The sequence below is a fragment of the Pseudomonas sp. NPDC087615 genome, assembly GCF_044743445.1.
In the GTDB taxonomy this organism is placed as follows: domain Bacteria; phylum Pseudomonadota; class Gammaproteobacteria; order Pseudomonadales; family Pseudomonadaceae; genus Aquipseudomonas; species Aquipseudomonas baetica_A.
Genome location: NZ_JBIUWM010000002.1, coordinates 188,878 through 208,139 on the forward strand (window position 1 = coordinate 188,878; position 19,262 = coordinate 208,139).

Sequence of the window (19,262 nt, forward strand, 5' to 3'; positions counted from 1 at the left end):
CGCCGTAGATTGGGATTTATCTGGTTTTGCAAGTGGGTAATTTATTGAGTGCGCTAAATGGCAGGGAAGTACAGTAAAAATCCAACAAAGCATTTATAGGCGGTTTAGGCAGAATCAAACCTTGTTCATTGGGGATAATCAAATTTTGGCTAGGTAATATTAATCCGATTTGGATGGGTAGAATCAGTTCGCATGAGTTGTTCATAATGGTAATTGTTTGTTTAGTCTAATTATACCATTCTGTTTTTGCCTCATTTGCCATTAGCGAAATTATTCATAATTACTTATGAAATGGTTATGAGGTGTTTATTAAGTAGTTCTTAAATTGTTGGAGGTTTACGGGTCGGATACGGCTTGGTGAGGCTTCCGCACACGCGCTGTGTTGAAATTGGCAGGGCAATGCCTCGCAAAAAATCCCAGAATTCAGCACGGAGCGCCTATGCTTGAGCGCTGAAAGGCTGTTTCCACGGTTGAAAAAGGACAGGGTGGGTGATGAAGGAGTCGTACAAGCTGTTGGTGTCGCTGAACAAAAACGTGCTACGCCCATTGCTGGATGAGAAGAAGGTCCTGCTATCGACCCTGTACAGTCAGGCGATAACCCATTGTGTTGACCATTCGATAACCCATAGGGAGTATTCACTACTGGGCGCATTAGTGAACGTCTTTGAAACCCGAGACTACAGATTGTTCGTGAATGGTTGGCTGTGTGAACGGCTTGGTTTGGTGAGCAAGATGGGTCCGAATGGGGCTGTATTTGCTCGTAGTGGTAATCCGGCTAACGAGCGCATGAGCTGGAAGGTGAGTCTTGAAGAATTCGCTGCAAGGAAATTTAAGATCGCCTTACCTGCGAAAAAACCAACCCCTGACAAGACAGCAGAGAAGGGCCGGAGAGGTCCAAAGAAAATTGACATGTTGGATTCGTGGGCGCGGCTACCTGGAAGCTATGGAAGCGGAAAGCGATAGGAGCCGAGTCTGACGGTACTAGGAATGCATTCGTGGTTTCTTCTGAATAGAATCGGAAAGGGTTAGGAGCTAGGTTGGGATGCGCTCCTACTGCGTTCCGAATTATCTAGGACTAAATTCCGATTTCACTCTGATAGTGGTCATATCCGATTCGTTGCCACCTGTTCATAGGTTCTTAGGGGATACCTAGGAATTGTTCCCGAGCGCGTTCCTAGCTTTTTCAGAGGATGTTCGGAATGTACTCGAAGTTTCCTCGGAGAAGATTCAGTACGCTACAGGCAAAAAAAGCCCTGATTAAAGGGCTTGGGGGTGAATCAGTCACATCAATCTGTGTTCAAGCCAATGATGCTCAAGACCTCATTTCGTGCGTCCGCTCCCATGGCTTTCAAAAGCTGGTTACGCTCTTTAGGTGCGAGTGATAAGACTGCGACCTTTGTGAGCAGATCCTGCAGTGCTGGATCTGTTTGGGCGTGTAACCGCAGAAGGTTGATTTGCAAAACGTCCTGAAGGTGCGATTGCAGGGTAGCGTTTTCTTCATAGTGGGCTGTCCCTGTTACCACTACGGTGCCGTTCAATAACGCATGGTAGTAGTCAGGTGTAGCCACTGAGACGTGCTTCTTACCCACGGTTGTAGTGCTAGGCGCATCCAGAAATGCTCTACCAACCGCCTGGATTTTTTCTTCAATCGTTTGCTCAACCAAAGGCGCTTGGATTCCTACTGAAATCTTTGAAAGGCTTTCTGACTGGTTTTTGTTGATACGTGCTTGCATTGCTTGAATGTCTATAGTTTTGCTCATGTTATTTCTCCTATTAATTATTGATGTTAAGTTCTGCGAAAATTTGATCAGCGATAGCTTTGAATTCTGCTTTCGCAATATCACTTTCTGCGCTATTGGAACTGAAAATTGATTTGGCCTGCGCAAGCATATTTGGATAAATAGCGCGATAAACCATTGGTGCTAAAAGAGGTGGATGAGTTTCCCCATACGCAAAATGGAAATCTGTCAGTGTCTCTTCGATACGGCTGATACCCTTTGCACCCTTGTATTTGGATGATTCGAAGCTGATCAAACTGCGAATGATGGTGTCCAGGCTCTTACCTTTCGAATCCATACCAGCTTTCAATTCTTTGACTACTCGACCTATGTAAGGTGCTGTTTTCAATTCTTGTACATCTGCTTTGAAGGGGAAAATTGCAAGGTCGGATTTTTTCAAAATCTCAAGGAACTCTGGCTTTATCTCATCTGTTGAAGTGTAAATATTTGCAGGAATGTCTACTAAGATGAAATCAAATTCTGTGTGAGTATTTTGTACGTTATCAATATTGAAGCTTGCGATAGCCGAACCGTAAACCTTCAATTTAGCACTCATGGTTAAATTTTTAATTTTCTGGTTTAAATGTGGTATGTTTTTAAAGTTTTCATTATCAGTGTTTATTGTGATCAAGTCTGTGAGGGTTTGAATTGCTTTGTCTTTCATTTCTTGACGTTGGACATAGAAGTCATCAGCGGCTCTAATGGGATCAAGATCCACATACAGAATTGAAAAGCCAAGTTGCAAAAGGTAGTCGGCGAGATTAAGTAGGAATGTAGTCTTCCCACTGCTTTTATGTGAGGCAGCAACGATGGTTTTAGTTTTTTTCTTTTCAATCTGGTCAAGCGTTATGGCTGTTTTCATTTGATTCTTCCTTTAGTTTTAGGTTGTTTTAAATATCGTAGCATTTAGATTTATAGAAATAGGGGGTTAGTAGGAATATTTTAGGAATATTTTCCTAGTCCTTTATTAATGATGTCGGAATTTCTTCTGAATTCTTTATGAATTTGTTCGGAGCGTATTCGGAATTGGCTCCGAATGAATTCATAGGGGGGATCATAAATATCACGATTACTTAGCTCCAGCTAAGATTTCCCTGGTGTTAGACTGAAGCGATATCAAAACCCTGTAATTTCTAATTTGTGGATATCAAAACGAAAAAAAACAGGATTTTCATCCTGTTTGGTTTCTAAGATCACATTTTGTTTTCTTAGTAAATCCTTTCTGGTGGAATTTCTTTGTACGGTTCATTTGTGGATTCCTCTACAAAGCATTCCTCTGTAAGCATTCCATGCTCGTAAAGTTCCGTTAGCTCTACGTCTCCATCAATGAGATCTTCAAAGGCTTGTTGTCTGGTTTTCTCGAAATTATTCATATTTTCAATGTCCTCTTTTTTTGTTGTTGTATGGGTGTGGCAGTCTCTACCTGGATGTCGTGGCCGCTGATGGTCGGCGGCTTCACCTGCGGCATGGAATCCGTATCAGCCCTAGATAGGCGCTGTTTGATGAAGTCAGAAACAGGCAGGGTAGGGTCCAGGTCAAACTTGGCTTTGAGGTCATTCTCAAGCTTGTAGATGATCTCGTTCGCTGTGCGGTCTGCGTCTGCTGCTGCTTTGAAAACCTGACTGGGTTTGTCCCTCAAGCCCTTGAGAGCCCAACCCACATCGTAGGTCTGGTGGTTCTTGAAAAAGGCATCGTCTAACTGTTCGCGCATGCCGTCCGTGAGGTTGAAGTTCAGGTGCTTAATCACGGCTTGCGCTGATAGGTTTGCTACTAGCTCTTCATAAGCCCTGTGTTCATCGCTCTGGGCATATTTTGCGAGGCTCTCACGATTCTTTCGGCTGGGTACTCCATAGGAGTGGCTGACTTCGTGGAGAAGCGTGGATAGCTCGTGGAGGTCGCTTTTGAAGTAGCTAGACGGTGCCATATAGATGGTGTCTTCACCGGGAGAGAAGTAATTACTGTGTTCCGCCCCTGCGTGCCTTTTGAGCGGTGTTGGCATCGTATCCATGACTGACTGAAGCACCGTCTGTACTTCGTCTGGGGTTGGGATCTTGGCGCGTTGCGCCATCTGCGCTTTTATCTTGTCTGGTAGCTCGCCTGTAAATTGCTGCAGGTTGAAGACAGGGGATAGCTTTGAAGCACGTCTATAGATGACTTTGCCTTCCGCATTGTCCTGATCATCGTTACCCCCAGTACCTGGCTTTTCGCCGTCTTTGATGAACCCTATCTGCATACCGAAGTGGTGAACAACGAAGTCTCCCTTCTCACCCTTGTTTGACAGGCCAGCGTCGTAGCCCTGTTTCGCGGTGAGGTAGTAAGGCAGTTCAAAGCCTTTCTCTTTGCCAAGCATCGAAAGCAGCATCGAGTTTTCGAGGTTGTAGACTGTTCCTGATATCGGGTTCAGGTATCGAATTTTGAAGCACGGCGAATTCCAAACCGGCACGTCTGGATTTTCCGCCTGGAGCATTGCGTGGATGCTATCGACCTTATCCGCAAGGAATCCCTCGAGCTTCTCTTTGCTGTTGTCGATGTACACCTTTTTTTCTTTGTATGATTTTCGTTTAGATACTGCCATTTAATTTCTGGTTGTTATATGACTGATTTTACCATTTGATTTTTAGAAGGCATTCGCTACGCGAAATAAAGCCAGGGACACTGTGTCTAGACGAACTGTTAGGCGTTGCAGGGAAAAGCAATTTTTAAGCTATATCTGCCGGGTTTTGCAGGCACTAAAATATTTCTAGGATCGATCTTGATTGATCCTCAAGACTGGAGCTATGGTTTTGCCTCTAACCAACATCGAGTGATTCAAATGAAAAGGATTTTGACTGCTGTAGCTCTTGCCATGTGCGTAGCTTCTGCAAGCCATGCAGATGATCGATTCAGCTTTGAGAAATACCCAGCCTCTACGGTTTCCAGCAAGGCTTTGGCAAAGGTCGATTGGTCGAGTAACAAAGCCCTGGCAGGGCAGTGGCGTATCAAAGAATCTATCGAAGGCACCGTTGGCAAGAAAGCCGATTTTGCTGGGCACTTTGTGGTTGCTACTTATGGTTGCGGCACGGGATGCCAAGCCACGATCTTCGTAGATGTGAACGATGGGAAGCTCTACAAAGCCCCAATGCAGTTCCCAAGCGAAGCTGACAGCCTTGCACCAGCAAACGGTGGTGTCGCACACAAAGCCAGTAGCGTTGCAATTTTCATGAGCGATTTGCGTTACTACAAAGCGGGTAGCCCGGACATGATGCAATCCGATGGTGTGGTGCTTTGGAATGAAAAGGCTAAGAAATTTGAACTTGTAGCTAAATCCAAACCATTCAAAATGAAAATGGACTGACCTATTTTCAAACTGAATTAATTTGTTGTAGTATCCAATCATCACTAATTAAAGGGTTACATCATGTCGAAGCTTGCAGAATTCCGTCAGCTTGAAAAACACCTTGCAGAACAAATGGCCCAACTGGAAGCCTTGAAAGGTGACGCTGGTTTGGCTGAAGAAATCAAATTTGAAGAGAAGCTGCGCAATCTGCTAGGCCAATATGGCAAAAGTCTGCGTGACGTGATCGCAATCCTCGATCCAGCTTCGCTTAACCGCAAAGGTGTTGCTGCTCCTGTAGCTGCCAAAGCAACCCGCCGCGAGCGCGTTGTTAAGGTCTACAAGAACCCGCACACTGGTGAAACCATCGAAACTAAAGGTGGCAACCACAAGCAGCTGAAAGAGTGGAAAAGCGAGTTTGGTGCTGACACCGTTGAATCCTGGTTGAGCAAGTAAGACCAGCTATCGTGCCGCCGCAATGGCGGCATGTGCTTCATTAGGCTTCTCCTTTCTCACTCTCCCTTGATCTCTGATGAAGTGATTAGGTGTACCATCGCCTTATCAGCGCGTTTTCAAAGGGATATAACAAGCATGAGTAAAGCTACAGCGGCTTTTCTAGGGATTTTCTTTTGCGCTGCCTCTCAAGCTCAAGAATTTGACTTCAATGGTGCTGTGTTAGGAATGAAGCTCACTGAGTTTCAGGCCCTTCCTGTTATCAATGGGAGACTGACTCCTGACGGCAAGGCCGGGTGGTGTGACCAGAGATCGGGGAAGCTGGTGTGTCACCGCGTTGGTGATGATCCATTTGGGCAAATCTACGGCCCTGCAATTGGTGACTATCATTTCGACAAAGACAAAAGCGGCGAGCTTCGTCTTTACATGATTATGCTCATGGCTGACCGTAGAAATTATCCGATTGCTGAGTCGGGTCTTACCCAAAAATGGGGAGCTGGCAAATCAGTCGTTTCAACAGCAACCAACGGTCTAGGGCAAGAAATCAAGGCTACCACTCTGAGCTGGAACAAGCCGGATTCCGCTATTACGCTTGAGGCCCCGTGTGGGAACGTCAAGTACCTTTGCCTGACATACACGCATAAATCGCTTTCTAAAGAAGTGGCTGGTTCAGCACCGCCTTCAGGTTCTGGCTTCTAAGACCGTGACGAAAATCATTCGGCGGGCTTTCTATATTTTTTTACCTCATCTAGAAAGCTTTTTACCGGTTTCATTGATGAGTATTTTGAATACAAGGCGTAAGAATCCATCATAGCCTTGTCTTTCTGATCTGCAGGCAAGAATCGAAAAGCATCGTATGTCTTTTGGCTTGTTTTAGTTAATTGAAATACCCCATCCCATACCGATGCTAGATATCTATTACTGATCGATCCGCTGCCATACGTTGTAGAAATCATCAGTGCGGCACTACCTTCCCCCAGTAAAAACGCTTTTTCGTAGAAGTGAATTGCTTTGAGCGCTTCAACAGAAGAATTACTGTCTCTGTAGGAATCTGCAAGCATATTCCCTAAGTCTCGAAAGGCTGCAATTGAGCCTGCTTCACTGGCTTTGATTAGATAGCTTTCACCCAGTGGCTTGTTTTGAGGCACGCCATTTCCATCTAGGTAAGCTCTTCCAAGGAAATACATTGCATCAACGTCGCCCTGGTCAGCAGCTAGCTTGAAGTAATGGGCCGATTTGGCATCATTCTTCAGGTCCTTTTGGAGGTAGGCCATGCCCAAGACGAGCTGTGCACGGTAGTCACCTTTATCGGCATAAGGCAGAAGAGCTGATACGGCGGGTCCGTGCTGGCCCTGTGTATAGAAATACATGCCTTGCTCTAGGGTAGGAGGCTTATCGCAGCCTACAAGTACCAGAGCTATCAAAATGGCAGAGAGCAGGCGCATCCATAACACCTCGGGCCGAAGGGATGAGTGCAGCATAGACGCTGATCCGTCTTCGGTTGGTAGGTAGAGCTGGTATTCATCAACCTCTGAAATTGGCGGCTTTGACCTCGTTCAATGTGAAGCTGATGTGATACTCAAAAAGTGAGACGTTTGGTACTGCCACAACGGCATGACGCAAATTCTGGCTTATGTCCTTCGCGACAATCACTCCCTTCACCTTCGTTCCCTCTTCCTTGTTCGTAATCAGCCAGCCCATGTACCGGCTTATCTGGCCTATGGCTTTGTCGGCTACGCGACCGCGTTTCAGCTCAAAGACGACATAGGCGCCATCGCTGTCTATTGCCAGAATGTCTATAGGGCCAACACCAGTGGGGTATTCAACGCCGTCTCGTCCTTGGTCATCGACGTATAGGCGCAAGCTTTTGCCATCAACAGACAGTGATTCGATGTTATGAGCAATGAAGTCACGCAGCTGCCATTCCAGCTCAAAGACGCTGCCCCGAGCATCGTCAGGCGTTTCACCACCTTCCTGCTCTAGCTCTTCGTTTTCCAGGTCTTTAAGTGCTGTTTGCGGCGTTCCTGGGTGAAGGATCAAAACCTGTGTCTCGGTTTCTTCTATGACCCAACCCATGCGGGCAAACCCTTTGCGAAGCTGCTGTGAGTTAGCTTCGTTGGGATTCATTGGAGGGGCTTCAGTCGGGTTCTGCCTGCACCACTCTTTCATTGGGAGGAGGTCGTTGGCTCCATCCTGGCCTGCCTTCACTATCAGGTATTTTTTAGGTGGCTGCATGAGCTGACTCAAATCCTTTCGTAGCGTAGGAGCGTAGATTAACCATTTTTGCGACCAGAAAGGTCAATTGTATTGGCTATTTCCAATCTGATAACTGGCATGTGTGGGGCAGATTTTTAGCGTCGATAGTCAGATCAAGCTGTGGTAGATTTCAGAGAAGGAAGTGATTTTAAGGAAAATAAAATGATGTATGAAACCGGGCTAGGAAACAGAAATTCATGTGCAGTGATTCTTGATCCATTTTATTTATCTAAACTCATGGATGAGGAGTTTAAAAAGGCGGGGGAAATACAGCTTCATCCTTTAAAAGGAATTTGTAGCTATCTAAATTCTGTCCGTGATTCATTAGACATTCAAATTAAAGAGCTTCGTGATTCGGATATTTATCATGAGCAAGCTCACTACCAAAAAATAGCAGATGATCTTAAGCATGAAATCGACCTTATCACCGAAGAGGGTAGGTCTGATGACGGTAATCTTAATAATAAGTGGTGGTCTGCGCATTTAGTTGCTGAGAACGCAAAAGATCGGAATGTAGGCGAACCACTTAATCAGGAACGATATCAGGATTTAGCATCGGTCGAAATCCACGGGTTTTTAAAATTCGTTGAGAATGGACCTGGTTTGCGACTCATCCAGCCGAATGCGCTGGAGCTTTTTGCTGAAATCGCAAATGGACTTCGATTTAGTGGTGGCTTAGAAGCAGTCAATGAATTTATATCTAGACTCACCACTTTAAGTCTTGAGGTCAGTAGGTTTGAGTCCGCTTTTGTAAAAATATACAATCAAATTGACTTGATAAGGAACGCTTTTTCTTCACAGAAAATAACGTACATCAATGGCGAGATTGATTACGCGAAAATATATAGAATTCTAAAAAAGAATTTTGGTTATGACTATCCGCATAGCTTGATATGGTGGGGGGCAGTTGTTTATACCGCAATGAATTCGACGGAAACACTGGAAACCTATCAACCATCCACGCTTCAAGTTGGCTTGGGTTTTGAAAATCACGTAGAGAAACTTTATAGAGGTTTCGGATACTCCGTTACCACCACGCCTGCTACTGGTGATTTTGGAGTCGATTTAATAGCTATTTCAAATACAGAAAAGATTGCAATTCAGTGTAAGAAATACGCTACTCCCGTTGGACCTGATGCGGTCATGCAGGTGTATTCTGGTGGTGCTTATTATGAATGCACTCGCTTTGCGGTTTTTTCAATTAACGGCTTTACTAATGCTGCTACCGAAATGGCAAAGAAATTGAGAGTTGAATTGTTCAATATCGATGCGTCCGAAATCAGTTAATAGAGGCACTCGGCATGTCGAAAATTGAAGTGGACGAACCAGATTTGTTAGGAAGCTGTTCCTGCAACTGCGAGCATCAGCTTCCTTATGTGCTTTATAGCTCTGGATTTAACGCTTCATTGAGAGCTGCAGCAATCGCGGCTGACCGTTTATCAATAAACTTTAAGTAATCATCATCAAGGATTCCGTAAGTTTTAGGTGCGCCAATAAGGTGTGATCTGAGAGTTGATGCGAGCTTTGAGTTGGTTCCTTCAAACTCTTTTACATAAAGGCTAGGTGCTTTGGCGCGAATCTTGTTATTTGAAGCGGCATCAATTAGCGTAATATTTGCAACTAAATTGGGCTGGATACCTTCAAAGTGCTTATTAATAAAAGCTTTGGGGAAGAAATGATGGTAGTTTCTGCTAGACGCGATTTTCAAGTTTGAGTTGTCTAACATTACGTCACTGTTGTCATCCAGGTTTCTTGGCTTTTTCGAGGCAAATAGGCAAAGGATAGTTTTGATACGAGAGTTGCCAGCCGAAAACCAAGTTCCAGCTATGTCTTCTGCAGATATTGAAAGCTCATCCGCTGGATATTTTGGTTTGTGTTCTCTAAGGATCTGAGCCATTCGTTTTAAGTCTTCTGCTATCTTTGTTTCTGTCGACCCGCTATATCGGGAATTTAAACCAACCCAATAGAAAAATTGCTTTAAAAGCTTTGATTGAGATTCGGTTGGTCGCTTATTATCATTTCTGTAAAAGAAATATGTCAGTGGAACCAACAAAGAGGAATAGGGTAGAAGCTGAGATACAGGCACGCGCAGGTTAGATCTTACGAAATCAACTGCTGTGAACATCGACGAAACCATTGGGTTCCAATTCGTAATGAACTTTTCTCGACCAATCTTTAAAATATCTTTAGCTCTAATACTTCTAACGGAGATTGCTGCTACGGACTGAAGTACTGCTGCAGCCGGAATCGTATCAAATTTAGCCTTGGCTAAGCTTTTATCTACTTCGTCGCTACCATTGATCAGTTCTTCATACTTTAACGCAAGGTCAAACCCCCTAGCTTCATCGTAAGTCATAGCTACCATGATTTCAAAAAGCGTAAGCGGCTTTCCGCCTGTATTTATCCGGGCGAACACGTCGCAAGCAATTTCTATTGGGTAGTCCTTGATTGTAATAGTCGCAAAGTCATACGTTGTTAAATTTGTTTTGAATTCTTGGAATATTTTAGCCCTCTCTTTTCCAATTTCATCGAGAAAGTCTAAGGCGTCTAAAGTGAGTAGGTCATGTACAGATACATATGTTTTTTCATCTTCCTGATCGCTGGTGACAATTTGCTCATCAGTTAAAGAGTCGTAGTCGAGATTTACATAAATATCTTTGTAATCAATTTCTTTTTTGTCTTTGGTAATGCGAATGCCCTTGCGAATAGCATATAGGGAGGTGATGCGTTGCTGACCGTCCAGTATGTACTGCGCATAGTCCCCTTTGGGCGTATCTGGTAGCTTATGATTTCCAATATCTTTTACGGATCGCAAGGTATCCTTGGTCTTCCATAAAATGAACGTACCGATGGGGTATCCTTTGAGAATGCTGTCGATTAATTTGGAACTTTGTTCTTTATCCCAAACAAATTCACGTTGAAACATCGGCAGTTTAATTTGGCCAGAATCAATTTCAAGGAAAAGCGCTTCATATTTTTTGACGGCGTTTTCCGGACGTAGAAGAAATTGAGGTTCTGCCTGGATTACCTTGCTTTTAACTGCCATGTATATTTCCTTATAAGTATTGCTTTCACAATAATAATGAATGATTTTTAAGTTTTCGTATTTTAGTTAGTTGCCATTCAATCCACTGTCACGAGTCAATAGTCTCTTTTTCCAGTGAATTTCCTTATCCTTCATCTCGTCAGCGCCAGTGTGCTTATCGGCAATTTCTAAGATGCTGAACCTGAAATGTTCAGAAAACGACTCACCACGTTTCAGGTGAAGGTCACGTATTCGGGTGTTACCGCCATGCCCATTCTTTGAGTAAGTCACCCAACGATCCCACAAGCCACCTGTGCCCGTGGCAGAGCCTACATATAGTTGGTGTTCACCCTCGGTGCGGTCGGATATCAGGTATACGCCTGCAACGCTGCTCAAAGCAGTCTGCCACGACACGATCCCTTCCCTGGCGATGATTTTCAATTCTTGGAAGCTAATGTCTACATCCTTAAAGCCGGGGAATCCCCCCACGGTCATTTTCCTTTCTAGGATTTCGGACAGTTTCATCGTGGGCATGCATGTCTTGAGGTAGAGGTAGTTGGCCCTTGGTTTTTTGTACTCCAAGACCAAACGTCCCGCCAGCTCTTCGAACTCTGGCACACGGCGGTATTCGTAAACGTAGTCACGATTGACCTTGCCTTGGCGTACCTCCTTCACCTTCAACGAATCGTAGATCCCAGCTAGGAGCCATTTCTTGGACTCTGGAATCTCAACAAGGCCGATGACGTATTGGCACTCGAAATTCTTCCTCGACTGCCACGACTGCCACTCATCAAAGTCCCCAGCCAGGTACACGTCCATTGGGTGTTCGATCCCGTTGTGCTGTGCCAAATGGATCTTGGTGTTATCGGGTGTCAGGGTAGGCAAGAGGCTGGTCAAGAACTGCATGAGCATGATGGTAAAAATCCTCGGGCGATTCGAGAATCTAGCATTTGACGCATTCCGCTGCGCGGGGATATTTGCCTTCAGGGCTTGATGGGTAGATGCACGGTTTCGAAAAACAAAAACAGGCACTTCAGCCCGGTCATTCTGGATACTGAGACGCGGGCTGAAAGGAGCCAGTAGAAGCCGGGTTTTGGGTAGATATTGAAAAGTAGATCCTCTACCTAGTCAGCGAAGTCATATTTCAACTTTTTTATAGCTTCAAATTTCTGTTCTGGAGACGCACCATCGCTGTAGATGTCCCAGGTCACTTCACCGGTTTCATGCCCAACAATACATTTGACGGTCAATTCCGCAACGCCAGCCCGTTGAAGCTGTGTAATTACTGTGCCTCGAAAGCTGTGAAAAACGTACTGTTCGTTGAAACCCATCGAGGTTTTCAACCGCCCAAACGCCTTGCTTAGAAAATCCGACCTTATGCCGTACTTATTTCCAGCCGGGGAGGGGACGAGGAAACCATCCTTGGAGTTTTCTTTCATGCGTTTAATAATTGGGAGTAAATTAGGATGGATCGGCACCTTACGAATTGACGAGCGGTTTTTGCCCTCATCCAAGGAAATACAGTAAACACCTTCGTCATCCACCAAATCTCGTTGAATTTCTAGCTGGCATATTTCTTCAATTCTCATGCCTGTGAAAGCACCAATGCGTATCGCATCCATCAAGTGTTGCCGGTTTTTACCTTTAACTTCTTTTGCGTTGGCATAAATTTCTTCGGCTTGTTTGACCGTGTAATTTTTACGCTCTGCTTCTACTTGAGCTTTACCTTTACGCGATGTAGGGAATTCGTGGTTTTGAAATGGGGGTTTCATATTCTGGTATTTAGCTTCGAAGCGTGTAAGGTTATTCATTCCCCATTTATAAAATGTATTGCCTGCCAAAACATATTGTTTCTTTGTTTTAGGTGAAAGAGATGTTTGCGATTCAAGAAAGAGACGCACGCTTTTATGTTCCAACGGCAATTTTTCTTTTTTTAGCCAATCGTTAATCTTATCTAAGCGGCTAACTTGCATGTCTACTGTCTTATCAATGACTTTCCGAATCTTCTTTTGATATTCTGAAAACTTTTCTAGGTTTGCTTTGGTGAAGGGCGTTTCTGGTGCGTGAGCTTCATAATGTTTAGCGGATTCCACCACATCCTTTCGCTCTGTAATGGTGAACTCATCTGTTTCGGAAAGTTCTCCCATAAGCATTTTTAAATCAAGCTGAGTGGTTAATCTGTTTAAGTACTTTACTGCGGCGACGATGGTTTCAAATCCTAACTTACCTTCCTTTTCAATGATCATGCTGTGTTTGACGTACCAGACATCAAACTCTTCTATAAGGTCTTCATATTCCTGATCAGAAATATAGCCTTGAACATGAAGGTGCATAACCCTTTCTTTTTGTTCATCCCTTTTCATTACTAATTCAGTTTCGCCAAATTCTGCGCCATTGCCGATCAGGTCATTTACCAGTTTGGCTAGATAATCCTTTTCTTTTTCCGCCTTTGTAGCCATGTACGACACGGCTACTTCTTTAACCTCTTCAAAATCCATATTCAGCTTTAAATCACCGCTTTCGTCACGCAGCATTTTTCGCTTCGTTTCTATCTCAGCTTTCCACCGCTTGATGTGAGGGATTTTGAGATTTTGAGCATCGGCTTTGGAGCCAGTCTTCAAGGATTGGGAAAACTGACTCTTCCCGAAATATTCTCGTAGGTCCTCTGGGATCACGAATCTGGCGTGCCATGTGCCCGCTTTGAGGATAAGATTGTCCGCTGCCATGCTAGGGCACGCCTTTTTCGGTGGAGATACTGTTTTGTACCAGTATTTTGTACCAAAATGAAGCGGAGTCTTCGGAGGGCTGGGGGTGTAAGGGCTGTAGAGAAGGTGGCGTATTTTCCCTATCTCTCCGCCATTACATAGAGAAAGCCCCGTAGATGAAAATCTGCGGGGCTTTTTCGTTTCTGGGTGGATAGTAAGATCGGCCAACCGCTATTTTCCGGCTTTGAGTGCCGACTTCTTGGGTTTTCACATCGTTAATCACCGCTTTACCCATCGCAGTCAGGTAATACGCAACCCAGGCGTAACGGTCGGTGTGTCTCATGAACGCTGCGTCTTCTGCGAAGGATTTGGCGAGGCCTGGCAGATCGGAAGCTTGCGACAGCGCTTCGCTGACGCGGACGCCGGCGCTGACATGGAACAGTGCGTTGTCTGAGTCGTAGATGAACGGGGTGAATCCGATGGTTTTTTCTTCTGGGTTTCGGTCATTTTGCGCCTCCGTACATAGAGACGTGTGATCAGAGAAGGCTTGTATCGCGGTGCAGGCGAAGCGGGTTTAACCGGTTGCTTGTTTGTCAGCTCCCTCGATTCCGGAGCTGCCGCATTCTGCCGACGAGTTACTTCACCGAACATGGAAGGGCCCCGCAGGATCAAACCTGCGGGGCCTTTTTATTTTTGCAGGAGCTACCGCTCCCCGCACTCAGCCACTCACGACAGCGAGTGCCCTAGCTCCTGTTTGATCAGCTCATAAACTTCCTTGTGCGTCGAGTTATGCAGCGTGTTGTCCTGGCATGCCGAAGCCAGGAAGGTTTTGACTTCTTCTTTGGCATCCGGGTAGAGGCTGGCGACGTAGTCGGCCTCATGTTCTTGGGTGCAGTTGAAGTACTTGTCGTCTTTCGCTTTGTCTCTAGCCATTGTGCGGCTCCTTTTGGGTTCAAATGATGTGGAGAAACAGGGCCGGATTGCCCCATACGTCACTGAGCGTAGGGACGTAAAGACGGCCCGCCAGTCGTTCGAACAAAAAAGGAAAAGGTTGTAGGACGCAGTCGCTCATTCACTCTCGCGGTTAAATCTCCTTCACCGGCGTCTCCCCTGTTGCTCCTTTGATCAACTCGATCACATGTAAACAATCCGCTTTGTTCACATAAGACTCACCACTGGCGATGGTCTCGTGATTGCCTGCGCGCAGCCTCCAGCGCCATTGCCCTTTGCCGGTGCTCGGGGTGCCTTTGGATTGTCTGTAAATCTCGAAATACATTCAGTTCGCTCCATGCGATTTATTTGTGCGACAGCCTTTTTGACGCATGGTCGCAAGCCTAGCGCAGACGGTTTTTTTGGCTATCGGACATTTGTTTCCAATCGTTCGCGGATGTTTCTGAAGGGGGCGGGCTAGAGCGCAGTAATCGACCTCTGGTTTGGCTGGAATGTCGCCGTTTCGTCCTTGCATCGATTTCGGCGCTACTGCTTAATACGTGACGGCTCATGGCGTCGAAAATCGTTCGGCGACCGACAATCACTATAAAAAGAGCACTCCTTTGACTGAGCATGGAACGCAACAGGCCGCTCGGGTGACATTGTCGTTGGTTGTCCCCGTTTTTAACGAGGAGGACAGTCTCGGCACGTTTCTCCTGCGTATAAATGAGGTCTTCCAGGCGCAAGCGTTGATTGACCTTGAGCTGGTGTTCGTCAATGACGGCAGCACTGACACCACGCTTGAGCGCTTGCTTGAACGCCTGCAGAGCGATTCGCGTCTGCGCATCGTCGATCTGAGCCGTAACTTCGGCAAAGAGGCGGCGTTGTCCGCCGGTTTACAGATGGCTACCGGGCAGATCGTGGTGCCGATCGATGCCGATCTGCAGGATCCGCCTGAAGTCATTTTGCGCATGATTGAGCGTTGGCGAGAGGGCTTCGAAGTGGTGCTCGGTCACCGCATCAGTCGCAACAGTGACACCTGGGCCAAGCAGACGTCGGCCCACTGGTTCTATCGCCTGCACAATAAAATCGCCGAACAGCCATTGCCCGAGAACGTTGGCGATTTCCGCCTGATGGATCGTTGCGTGGTGGATGCCCTGCTGACTTTGCCCGAATCCCGACGTTTCATGAAAGGCCTGTTCGCCTGGGTCGGATTCCGCACCACTCACGTCGATTACGAGCGTCCCGAACGCGTGGCCGGGCATAGCAAGTTCAACGGCTGGCGGTTGTGGAACTTTGCTTTGGAGGGCATCACCAGTTTCAGTACCGAACCGCTGCGGATCTGGACGTATCTGGGGGCTTTCGTGTCTCTCGTATCCTTCGCCTTCGCAATTTTCATTGTCTTGCGCACGCTGATACATGGCGTCGACATGCCCGGTTATGCCTCGCTGATGGTCGCTGTAACGTTCCTCGGCGGCCTGCAATTGATTGGCATCGGCGTTCTCGGTGAGTACCTGGGCCGCACTTATATCGAATCCAAACGCCGGCCGGTTTTTCTGGTGCGTCGCGTCTACGACCCGAAGGACTGAAACATGGATCTCAAGGAAACCGACATCCTCGGTGACAGTATCGGCGAGCACTGGTATTACTGCTCCAAAGCGGCCGCCACCCGGCGGTTGCTCGGTGACGCGCCGATCAGACGGATTCTCGATGTGGGCGCCGGTTCCGGGTTTTTCTCCCACCACCTGCTGATCCGCACCGATGCGCGCGAAGCATGGTGCGTGGACATCAGCTACCCCGCCGATTCCGACGCGAGCACCGCCGGTAAGCCCGTGCATTACCGGCGCGGCATTGAAACCATCGACGCCGACCTGGTGCTGCTGATGGACGTCCTCGAACATGTCGATGACGACCTCGGTCTGCTCAAGGCGTATGTCGAAAAAGTGCCGTCCGGCAGCCGTTTCCTGATGACTGTACCGGCGTTCCAGTTTCTCTGGAGCGGTCACGATGATTTTCTTGAACACAAGCGCCGCTACACCTTGGCGCAGTTCGAAACACTGGCTCGCGATGCTGGTTTGACGGTGCAGCGCGGCGCTTACTATTTCGGCGCGGTGTTCCCGATTGCGGCAGCCTTGCGTTTGTTACCGCAAGGCGCGCAGGCGTCGACACCACACTCACAACTCAAACGTCATCACCCGCTGGTGAACTCAGTGCTCAAGACCCTGTGCCGCCTTGAACTGCCGTTGATGGGCCTGAACCGTCTGGCCGGGTTGAGCGTTTTTGTGTTGGCGCAAAAACCGTGACGTCAGCCGAAAAGTCCGCGTTAATCCAGCGCGGTATACGCTTTGCCGTGACCGGTGTGTTTGTCACCGCGCTGCATGCGCTGGTCGCGGTGATGTTCATTAATTTCGTCACCCCTCAGCCACCCCTTGCCAATGGCGTGGCGTTTGCCGTTGCGACGGTCGTTTCCTATCTGATCAATACCACCTGGAGTTTCTCGGCCCGATTGCATGGCAGAACGTTGCTGCGTTTCCTGCTGGTTTCGTTGGGTGGATTTGTGCTGGCGATGTTTGTTGCCTGGGCGGCGCAAATGGCCGGAATGCACTATTTGCTGGGCATCGGGGCGGTAGCGTTGACGGTTCCTGCTTTCACGTTTGTATTGCACAATTTCTGGACGTATCGATGAAGGATTCGGCAAAACGCTTGGCGGTCATATTGCTGCCGGTACTGATCGGGTTATTGGCCTTTTTCATTGTGGTCGGCCCTCGCGCACTCAACCCACAAAACATTGCATGGCTGGGGCAGGGCGATCCAGCTACCCACTACCTGGGATGGGTGTTTTTTCGGCATGCGCCGTGGACCTTTCCACTGGGCCTGAACCCGACTTATGGGCTGGAGTTGGGCAACGGTTTGATCTTCTCTGACTCTAACCCGTTGCTGGCGTTTTTTTTCAAGCCGTTTGACGGCGTGTTGCCAGACACCTTTCAGTATTTCGGTTTCTGGTTTCTGGCGTGTTTCGTCTTGCAGGCCTGGTTCGCGTGGAAGTTGCTGGGCCTGATCACGGCGAATATCCCCCTGCGAGCGTTGGGCGCAGCGCTGTTTCTGTTTGCTCCGCCGATGATTGTGCGCATGCCGGTGCATCTGTCGCTAGCCGGGCATTTCGTGATTCTCGCTGCCTTGTACCTGGCGCTGCGTCCCTACGATGAGCGCCGACGTTTGGCTTGGGGCGTTCTGTTGGGTTGTACGGCGTTGATACATGCGTATCTACTGGCGATGGTGGCGTTGATCTGGCTGGCCGATCTGGCCGCGCGCTGCTTCAAGTCGAGGCTGACGCTGCGTAACGCGGCGGCCGAATTGGTATTGCTGTTCACGCTGGTCAGTTTCTGTTGCTGGCAGGCCGGTTACTTCTCGGTCAATGGCGCCGATGCTGTTTCTGACGGTTTTGGCCTGTACCGTGCCAACGTGCTGACGTTGTTCAATGCCAATAACTGGTCTTATGTCCTAAAGGATCTACCCAATGGTCTGGGGGATTCGGAGGGGTTCGGTTTCCTCGGTCTGGGATTGTTGTTGCTGGCTGTTTGTGGGCTGGTGGGTGTTTTGCGAGGCCAAACCGGACTGGGTGTGGCATTGCGCCGGTATGTCTTTCTGCTGCTCGCTCTGGTGGGGCTGACGGTGTTTGCACTGTCCAACAACATCGCGGTGGGTGGGCTGAATTTTGTTTATCCACTGCCGGACAATATCATCGCGATTGCTAACATTTTTCGGGCTTCGGGGCGTATGTTCTGGCCGGTTTACTACGCCATTATCCTGGTCATCGTGTTTCTGGTGATTCGCGCTAACCCTCCGCGAACGGCCATCTGCCTGCTGTCATTGGCACTTGTGGTTCAGGTTGCAGATACGCGCAGTGGATGGTCTCTGGTGCGCAAGATGTTGATGGTGGAGCCGTCCGCGCATTGGGCTACACCTTTTAAGGATCCCTTTTGGCAGAGCGCCGCAGCGCACTACAAAAAAATTCGCTGGATCCTGCCGCAAAACCTCTCAGCGCAATGGCTCAAGGTCGCCTCATTCGCAGCCAGTCATGGGTTGCCAACCGACGCCGTGTATCTTGGGCGCATGGGTAAGGATCAATGGCAGCGCGCTGATCGACACACCTCTGAAATGCTTGACTCCGGGCAATACGAAGCCGACTCGCTATATCTGCTCAGCGATCGGGCATTGCTGCAGGCGGTGTCGACCGTCAATACGCGTAACGATTTGTTCGCGCGCATCGACGGGTTCTACGTGCTGGCGCCTGGTTGGAAGCAGTGTGGTAGCTGCCTGCAGGTGTCCGTTGAACAGACGCCTGCGCAACTGGTTCCCGAGTTCTCGCCTGGGCAAACTCTTCAGTTCAGTTATGGTGCGGCGGGCAGTGTGTTTCTCGCCCGAGGCTGGGCGGATGCTGAATCGTGGGGGGTGTGGTCCAGCGGGGTCGACGCCGAAATCGTCATGCGTGTCCCTGATACCGCGCGAACTCTGCGCCTGGACGCTACCGCGCTGGTGTCTGCGACCCATACCAGACAGGGTGTCCTGGCCACAATCAATGGTCTTCAGGCATTGACTACAACGTTGGAGAAAAACGACGGCAACACTTTGGAGTTGAAGCTGACGCCGGCCATGCATCAACGTATCAGGGAAGACGGTTTACTGCGGTTACGATTGCAGTTTGCCGACGCGATCAGTCCTCAGGCGTTAGGTATGGGCAATGACCAACGACTGCTGGCCTTGGGATTGAAGGCGATGACTCTCAACTGATTCAGACATTC

General features: G+C 47.9%; 21 protein-coding genes. 9 read left to right on the forward strand and 12 right to left on the reverse strand.

Annotated elements, in window-relative coordinates; all coding sequences use genetic code 11:
- Window positions 1-492 precede the first annotated feature (492 nt).
- Window positions 493-963, forward strand: coding sequence for a hypothetical protein (locus ACIOU6_RS02355; protein ID WP_122767682.1), 471 nt, complete (start codon window positions 493-495; stop codon window positions 961-963).
- Between the two features lie 323 nt (window positions 964-1,286).
- On the opposite strand, the gene ACIOU6_RS02360 is transcribed toward ACIOU6_RS02355, so the two are convergent.
- The 4 genes from ACIOU6_RS02360 to ACIOU6_RS02375 all read right to left on the reverse strand — a co-directional run bounded on the left by ACIOU6_RS02360 (window position 1,287) and on the right by ACIOU6_RS02375 (window position 4,353).
- A complete protein-coding gene (locus tag ACIOU6_RS02360; protein ID WP_122767683.1) occupies window positions 1,287-1,760 on the reverse strand; it encodes a hypothetical protein in 474 nt (157 codons plus the stop codon).
- A 13-nt stretch (window positions 1,761-1,773) separates the two neighbouring features.
- Entirely contained in the window at window positions 1,774-2,640 is an 867-nt protein-coding gene (locus ACIOU6_RS02365) for an AAA family ATPase (protein WP_401133493.1), read from the reverse strand.
- A 346-nt stretch (window positions 2,641-2,986) separates the two neighbouring features.
- Window positions 2,987-3,151, reverse strand: coding sequence for a hypothetical protein (locus ACIOU6_RS02370; protein ID WP_164651253.1), 165 nt, complete (start codon window positions 3,149-3,151; stop codon window positions 2,987-2,989).
- Window positions 3,148-4,353 carry a zincin-like metallopeptidase domain-containing protein gene (locus ACIOU6_RS02375; protein WP_401133496.1) on the reverse strand — a complete coding sequence of 402 codons (1,206 nt, stop codon included), beginning with the start codon at window positions 4,351-4,353 and terminating at the stop codon, window positions 3,148-3,150. Before ACIOU6_RS02375 ends, ACIOU6_RS02370 begins: the two co-directional genes overlap by 4 nt.
- A 177-nt stretch (window positions 4,354-4,530) precedes the next feature.
- Here ACIOU6_RS02375 and ACIOU6_RS02380 point away from each other — a divergent pair, with 177 nt between their 5' ends.
- The 3 genes from ACIOU6_RS02380 to ACIOU6_RS02390 all read left to right on the forward strand — a co-directional run bounded on the left by ACIOU6_RS02380 (window position 4,531) and on the right by ACIOU6_RS02390 (window position 6,243).
- The gene (locus tag ACIOU6_RS02380; RefSeq protein ID WP_401133498.1) at window positions 4,531-5,112 is read left to right on the forward strand and encodes a hypothetical protein; all 582 of its coding nucleotides are present in this window, start codon (window positions 4,531-4,533) and stop codon (window positions 5,110-5,112) included.
- Window positions 5,113-5,175: 63 nt separating this feature from the next.
- Complete coding sequence (locus ACIOU6_RS02385) at window positions 5,176-5,547, forward strand: histone-like nucleoid-structuring protein, MvaT/MvaU family (protein WP_401133501.1); 372 nt, start codon at window positions 5,176-5,178, stop codon at window positions 5,545-5,547.
- 135 nt (window positions 5,548-5,682) lie between these two features.
- On the forward strand, window positions 5,683-6,243 hold the full coding sequence (locus tag ACIOU6_RS02390) for a hypothetical protein (protein ID WP_401133503.1): 561 nt from the start codon (window positions 5,683-5,685) through the stop codon (window positions 6,241-6,243).
- A gap of 14 nt (window positions 6,244-6,257) precedes the next feature.
- Here the strand turns inward: ACIOU6_RS02390 and ACIOU6_RS02395 are convergent, their stop codons facing one another.
- Together ACIOU6_RS02395 and ACIOU6_RS02400 are read right to left on the reverse strand one after the other, a co-directional pair.
- A complete protein-coding gene (locus tag ACIOU6_RS02395; RefSeq protein ID WP_401133506.1) occupies window positions 6,258-6,989 on the reverse strand; it encodes a tetratricopeptide repeat protein in 732 nt (243 codons plus the stop codon).
- A 79-nt stretch (window positions 6,990-7,068) separates the two neighbouring features.
- On the reverse strand, window positions 7,069-7,779 hold the full coding sequence (locus ACIOU6_RS02400; RefSeq protein WP_401133509.1) for an endonuclease NucS domain-containing protein: 711 nt from the start codon (window positions 7,777-7,779) through the stop codon (window positions 7,069-7,071).
- A 183-nt stretch (window positions 7,780-7,962) separates the two neighbouring features.
- Between ACIOU6_RS02400 and ACIOU6_RS02405 the strand changes: the two genes are divergently transcribed.
- Window positions 7,963-9,087: a restriction endonuclease gene (locus tag ACIOU6_RS02405; RefSeq protein ID WP_401133511.1), complete on the forward strand. Its 1,125-nt coding sequence runs from the start codon at window positions 7,963-7,965 to the stop codon at window positions 9,085-9,087.
- Window positions 9,088-9,181: 94 nt separating this feature from the next.
- Here the strand turns inward: ACIOU6_RS02405 and ACIOU6_RS02410 are convergent, their stop codons facing one another.
- The 6 genes from ACIOU6_RS02410 to ACIOU6_RS02435 form a co-directional block, all read right to left on the reverse strand.
- Window positions 9,182-10,846 carry a DUF262 domain-containing protein gene (locus ACIOU6_RS02410; RefSeq protein ID WP_401133513.1) on the reverse strand — a complete coding sequence of 555 codons (1,665 nt, stop codon included), beginning with the start codon at window positions 10,844-10,846 and terminating at the stop codon, window positions 9,182-9,184.
- Between the two features lie 66 nt (window positions 10,847-10,912).
- Window positions 10,913-11,737 (reverse strand): GIY-YIG nuclease family protein, encoded by an 825-nt coding sequence (locus ACIOU6_RS02415; protein ID WP_401133515.1) that lies wholly within the window; start codon window positions 11,735-11,737, stop codon window positions 10,913-10,915.
- Between the two features lie 212 nt (window positions 11,738-11,949).
- Window positions 11,950-13,758 (reverse strand): tyrosine-type recombinase/integrase, encoded by a 1,809-nt coding sequence (locus tag ACIOU6_RS02420; protein WP_401133518.1) that lies wholly within the window; start codon window positions 13,756-13,758, stop codon window positions 11,950-11,952.
- Window positions 13,685-14,011: a DUF3077 domain-containing protein gene (locus ACIOU6_RS02425; RefSeq protein ID WP_401133595.1), complete on the reverse strand. Its 327-nt coding sequence runs from the start codon at window positions 14,009-14,011 to the stop codon at window positions 13,685-13,687. Before ACIOU6_RS02425 ends, ACIOU6_RS02420 begins: the two co-directional genes overlap by 74 nt.
- Before the next feature lie 245 nt (window positions 14,012-14,256).
- Window positions 14,257-14,463, reverse strand: a complete 207-nt coding sequence (locus ACIOU6_RS02430; protein ID WP_221729402.1) for a hypothetical protein — start codon at window positions 14,461-14,463, stop codon at window positions 14,257-14,259.
- 151 nt (window positions 14,464-14,614) lie between these two features.
- Window positions 14,615-14,806 carry a DUF1508 domain-containing protein gene (locus ACIOU6_RS02435; RefSeq protein ID WP_221729401.1) on the reverse strand — a complete coding sequence of 64 codons (192 nt, stop codon included), beginning with the start codon at window positions 14,804-14,806 and terminating at the stop codon, window positions 14,615-14,617.
- A 277-nt stretch (window positions 14,807-15,083) separates the two neighbouring features.
- Between ACIOU6_RS02435 and ACIOU6_RS02440 the strand changes: the two genes are divergently transcribed.
- Genes ACIOU6_RS02440 through ACIOU6_RS02455 form a run of 4 tightly spaced genes read left to right on the forward strand, consistent with a single transcriptional unit; the run spans window position 15,084 to window position 19,251 of the window.
- The gene (locus tag ACIOU6_RS02440; RefSeq protein ID WP_401133521.1) at window positions 15,084-16,049 is read left to right on the forward strand and encodes a glycosyltransferase family 2 protein; all 966 of its coding nucleotides are present in this window, start codon (window positions 15,084-15,086) and stop codon (window positions 16,047-16,049) included.
- A gap of 3 nt (window positions 16,050-16,052) precedes the next feature.
- Window positions 16,053-16,763 (forward strand): class I SAM-dependent methyltransferase, encoded by a 711-nt coding sequence (locus tag ACIOU6_RS02445; RefSeq protein ID WP_401133524.1) that lies wholly within the window; start codon window positions 16,053-16,055, stop codon window positions 16,761-16,763.
- Window positions 16,760-17,146, forward strand: a complete 387-nt coding sequence (locus ACIOU6_RS02450) for a GtrA family protein (protein WP_221729398.1) — start codon at window positions 16,760-16,762, stop codon at window positions 17,144-17,146. Before ACIOU6_RS02445 ends, ACIOU6_RS02450 begins: the two co-directional genes overlap by 4 nt.
- A complete protein-coding gene (locus ACIOU6_RS02455; RefSeq protein WP_401133527.1) occupies window positions 17,143-19,251 on the forward strand; it encodes a DUF6311 domain-containing protein in 2,109 nt (702 codons plus the stop codon). The genes ACIOU6_RS02450 and ACIOU6_RS02455 overlap by 4 nt, the downstream gene beginning before the upstream one ends.
- Window positions 19,252-19,262: the final 11 nt, after the last annotated feature.

Coding starts and splice junctions, on each gene's coding strand:
- ACIOU6_RS02390 (WP_401133503.1), top strand. CDS start 5,683: ATGAGTAAAGCTACAGCGGCTTTTCTAGGGATTTTCTTTTGCGCTGCC.
- ACIOU6_RS02405 (WP_401133511.1), top strand. CDS start 7,963: ATGATGTATGAAACCGGGCTAGGAAACAGAAATTCATGTGCAGTGATT.
- ACIOU6_RS02395 (WP_401133506.1), bottom strand. CDS start 6,989: ATGCGCCTGCTCTCTGCCATTTTGATAGCTCTGGTACTTGTAGGCTGC.
- ACIOU6_RS02400 (WP_401133509.1), bottom strand. CDS start 7,779: ATGCAGCCACCTAAAAAATACCTGATAGTGAAGGCAGGCCAGGATGGA.
- ACIOU6_RS02360 (WP_122767683.1), bottom strand. CDS start 1,760: ATGAGCAAAACTATAGACATTCAAGCAATGCAAGCACGTATCAACAAA.
- ACIOU6_RS02415 (WP_401133515.1), bottom strand. CDS start 11,737: ATGCTCATGCAGTTCTTGACCAGCCTCTTGCCTACCCTGACACCCGAT.
- ACIOU6_RS02370 (WP_164651253.1), bottom strand. CDS start 3,151: ATGAATAATTTCGAGAAAACCAGACAACAAGCCTTTGAAGATCTCATT.
- ACIOU6_RS02355 (WP_122767682.1), top strand. CDS start 493: ATGAAGGAGTCGTACAAGCTGTTGGTGTCGCTGAACAAAAACGTGCTA.
- ACIOU6_RS02435 (WP_221729401.1), bottom strand. CDS start 14,806: ATGTATTTCGAGATTTACAGACAATCCAAAGGCACCCCGAGCACCGGC.
- ACIOU6_RS02430 (WP_221729402.1), bottom strand. CDS start 14,463: ATGGCTAGAGACAAAGCGAAAGACGACAAGTACTTCAACTGCACCCAA.
- ACIOU6_RS02445 (WP_401133524.1), top strand. CDS start 16,053: ATGGATCTCAAGGAAACCGACATCCTCGGTGACAGTATCGGCGAGCAC.
- ACIOU6_RS02375 (WP_401133496.1), bottom strand. CDS start 4,353: ATGGCAGTATCTAAACGAAAATCATACAAAGAAAAAAAGGTGTACATC.
- ACIOU6_RS02365 (WP_401133493.1), bottom strand. CDS start 2,640: ATGAAAACAGCCATAACGCTTGACCAGATTGAAAAGAAAAAAACTAAA.
- ACIOU6_RS02455 (WP_401133527.1), top strand. CDS start 17,143: ATGAAGGATTCGGCAAAACGCTTGGCGGTCATATTGCTGCCGGTACTG.
- ACIOU6_RS02410 (WP_401133513.1), bottom strand. CDS start 10,846: ATGGCAGTTAAAAGCAAGGTAATCCAGGCAGAACCTCAATTTCTTCTA.
- ACIOU6_RS02385 (WP_401133501.1), top strand. CDS start 5,176: ATGTCGAAGCTTGCAGAATTCCGTCAGCTTGAAAAACACCTTGCAGAA.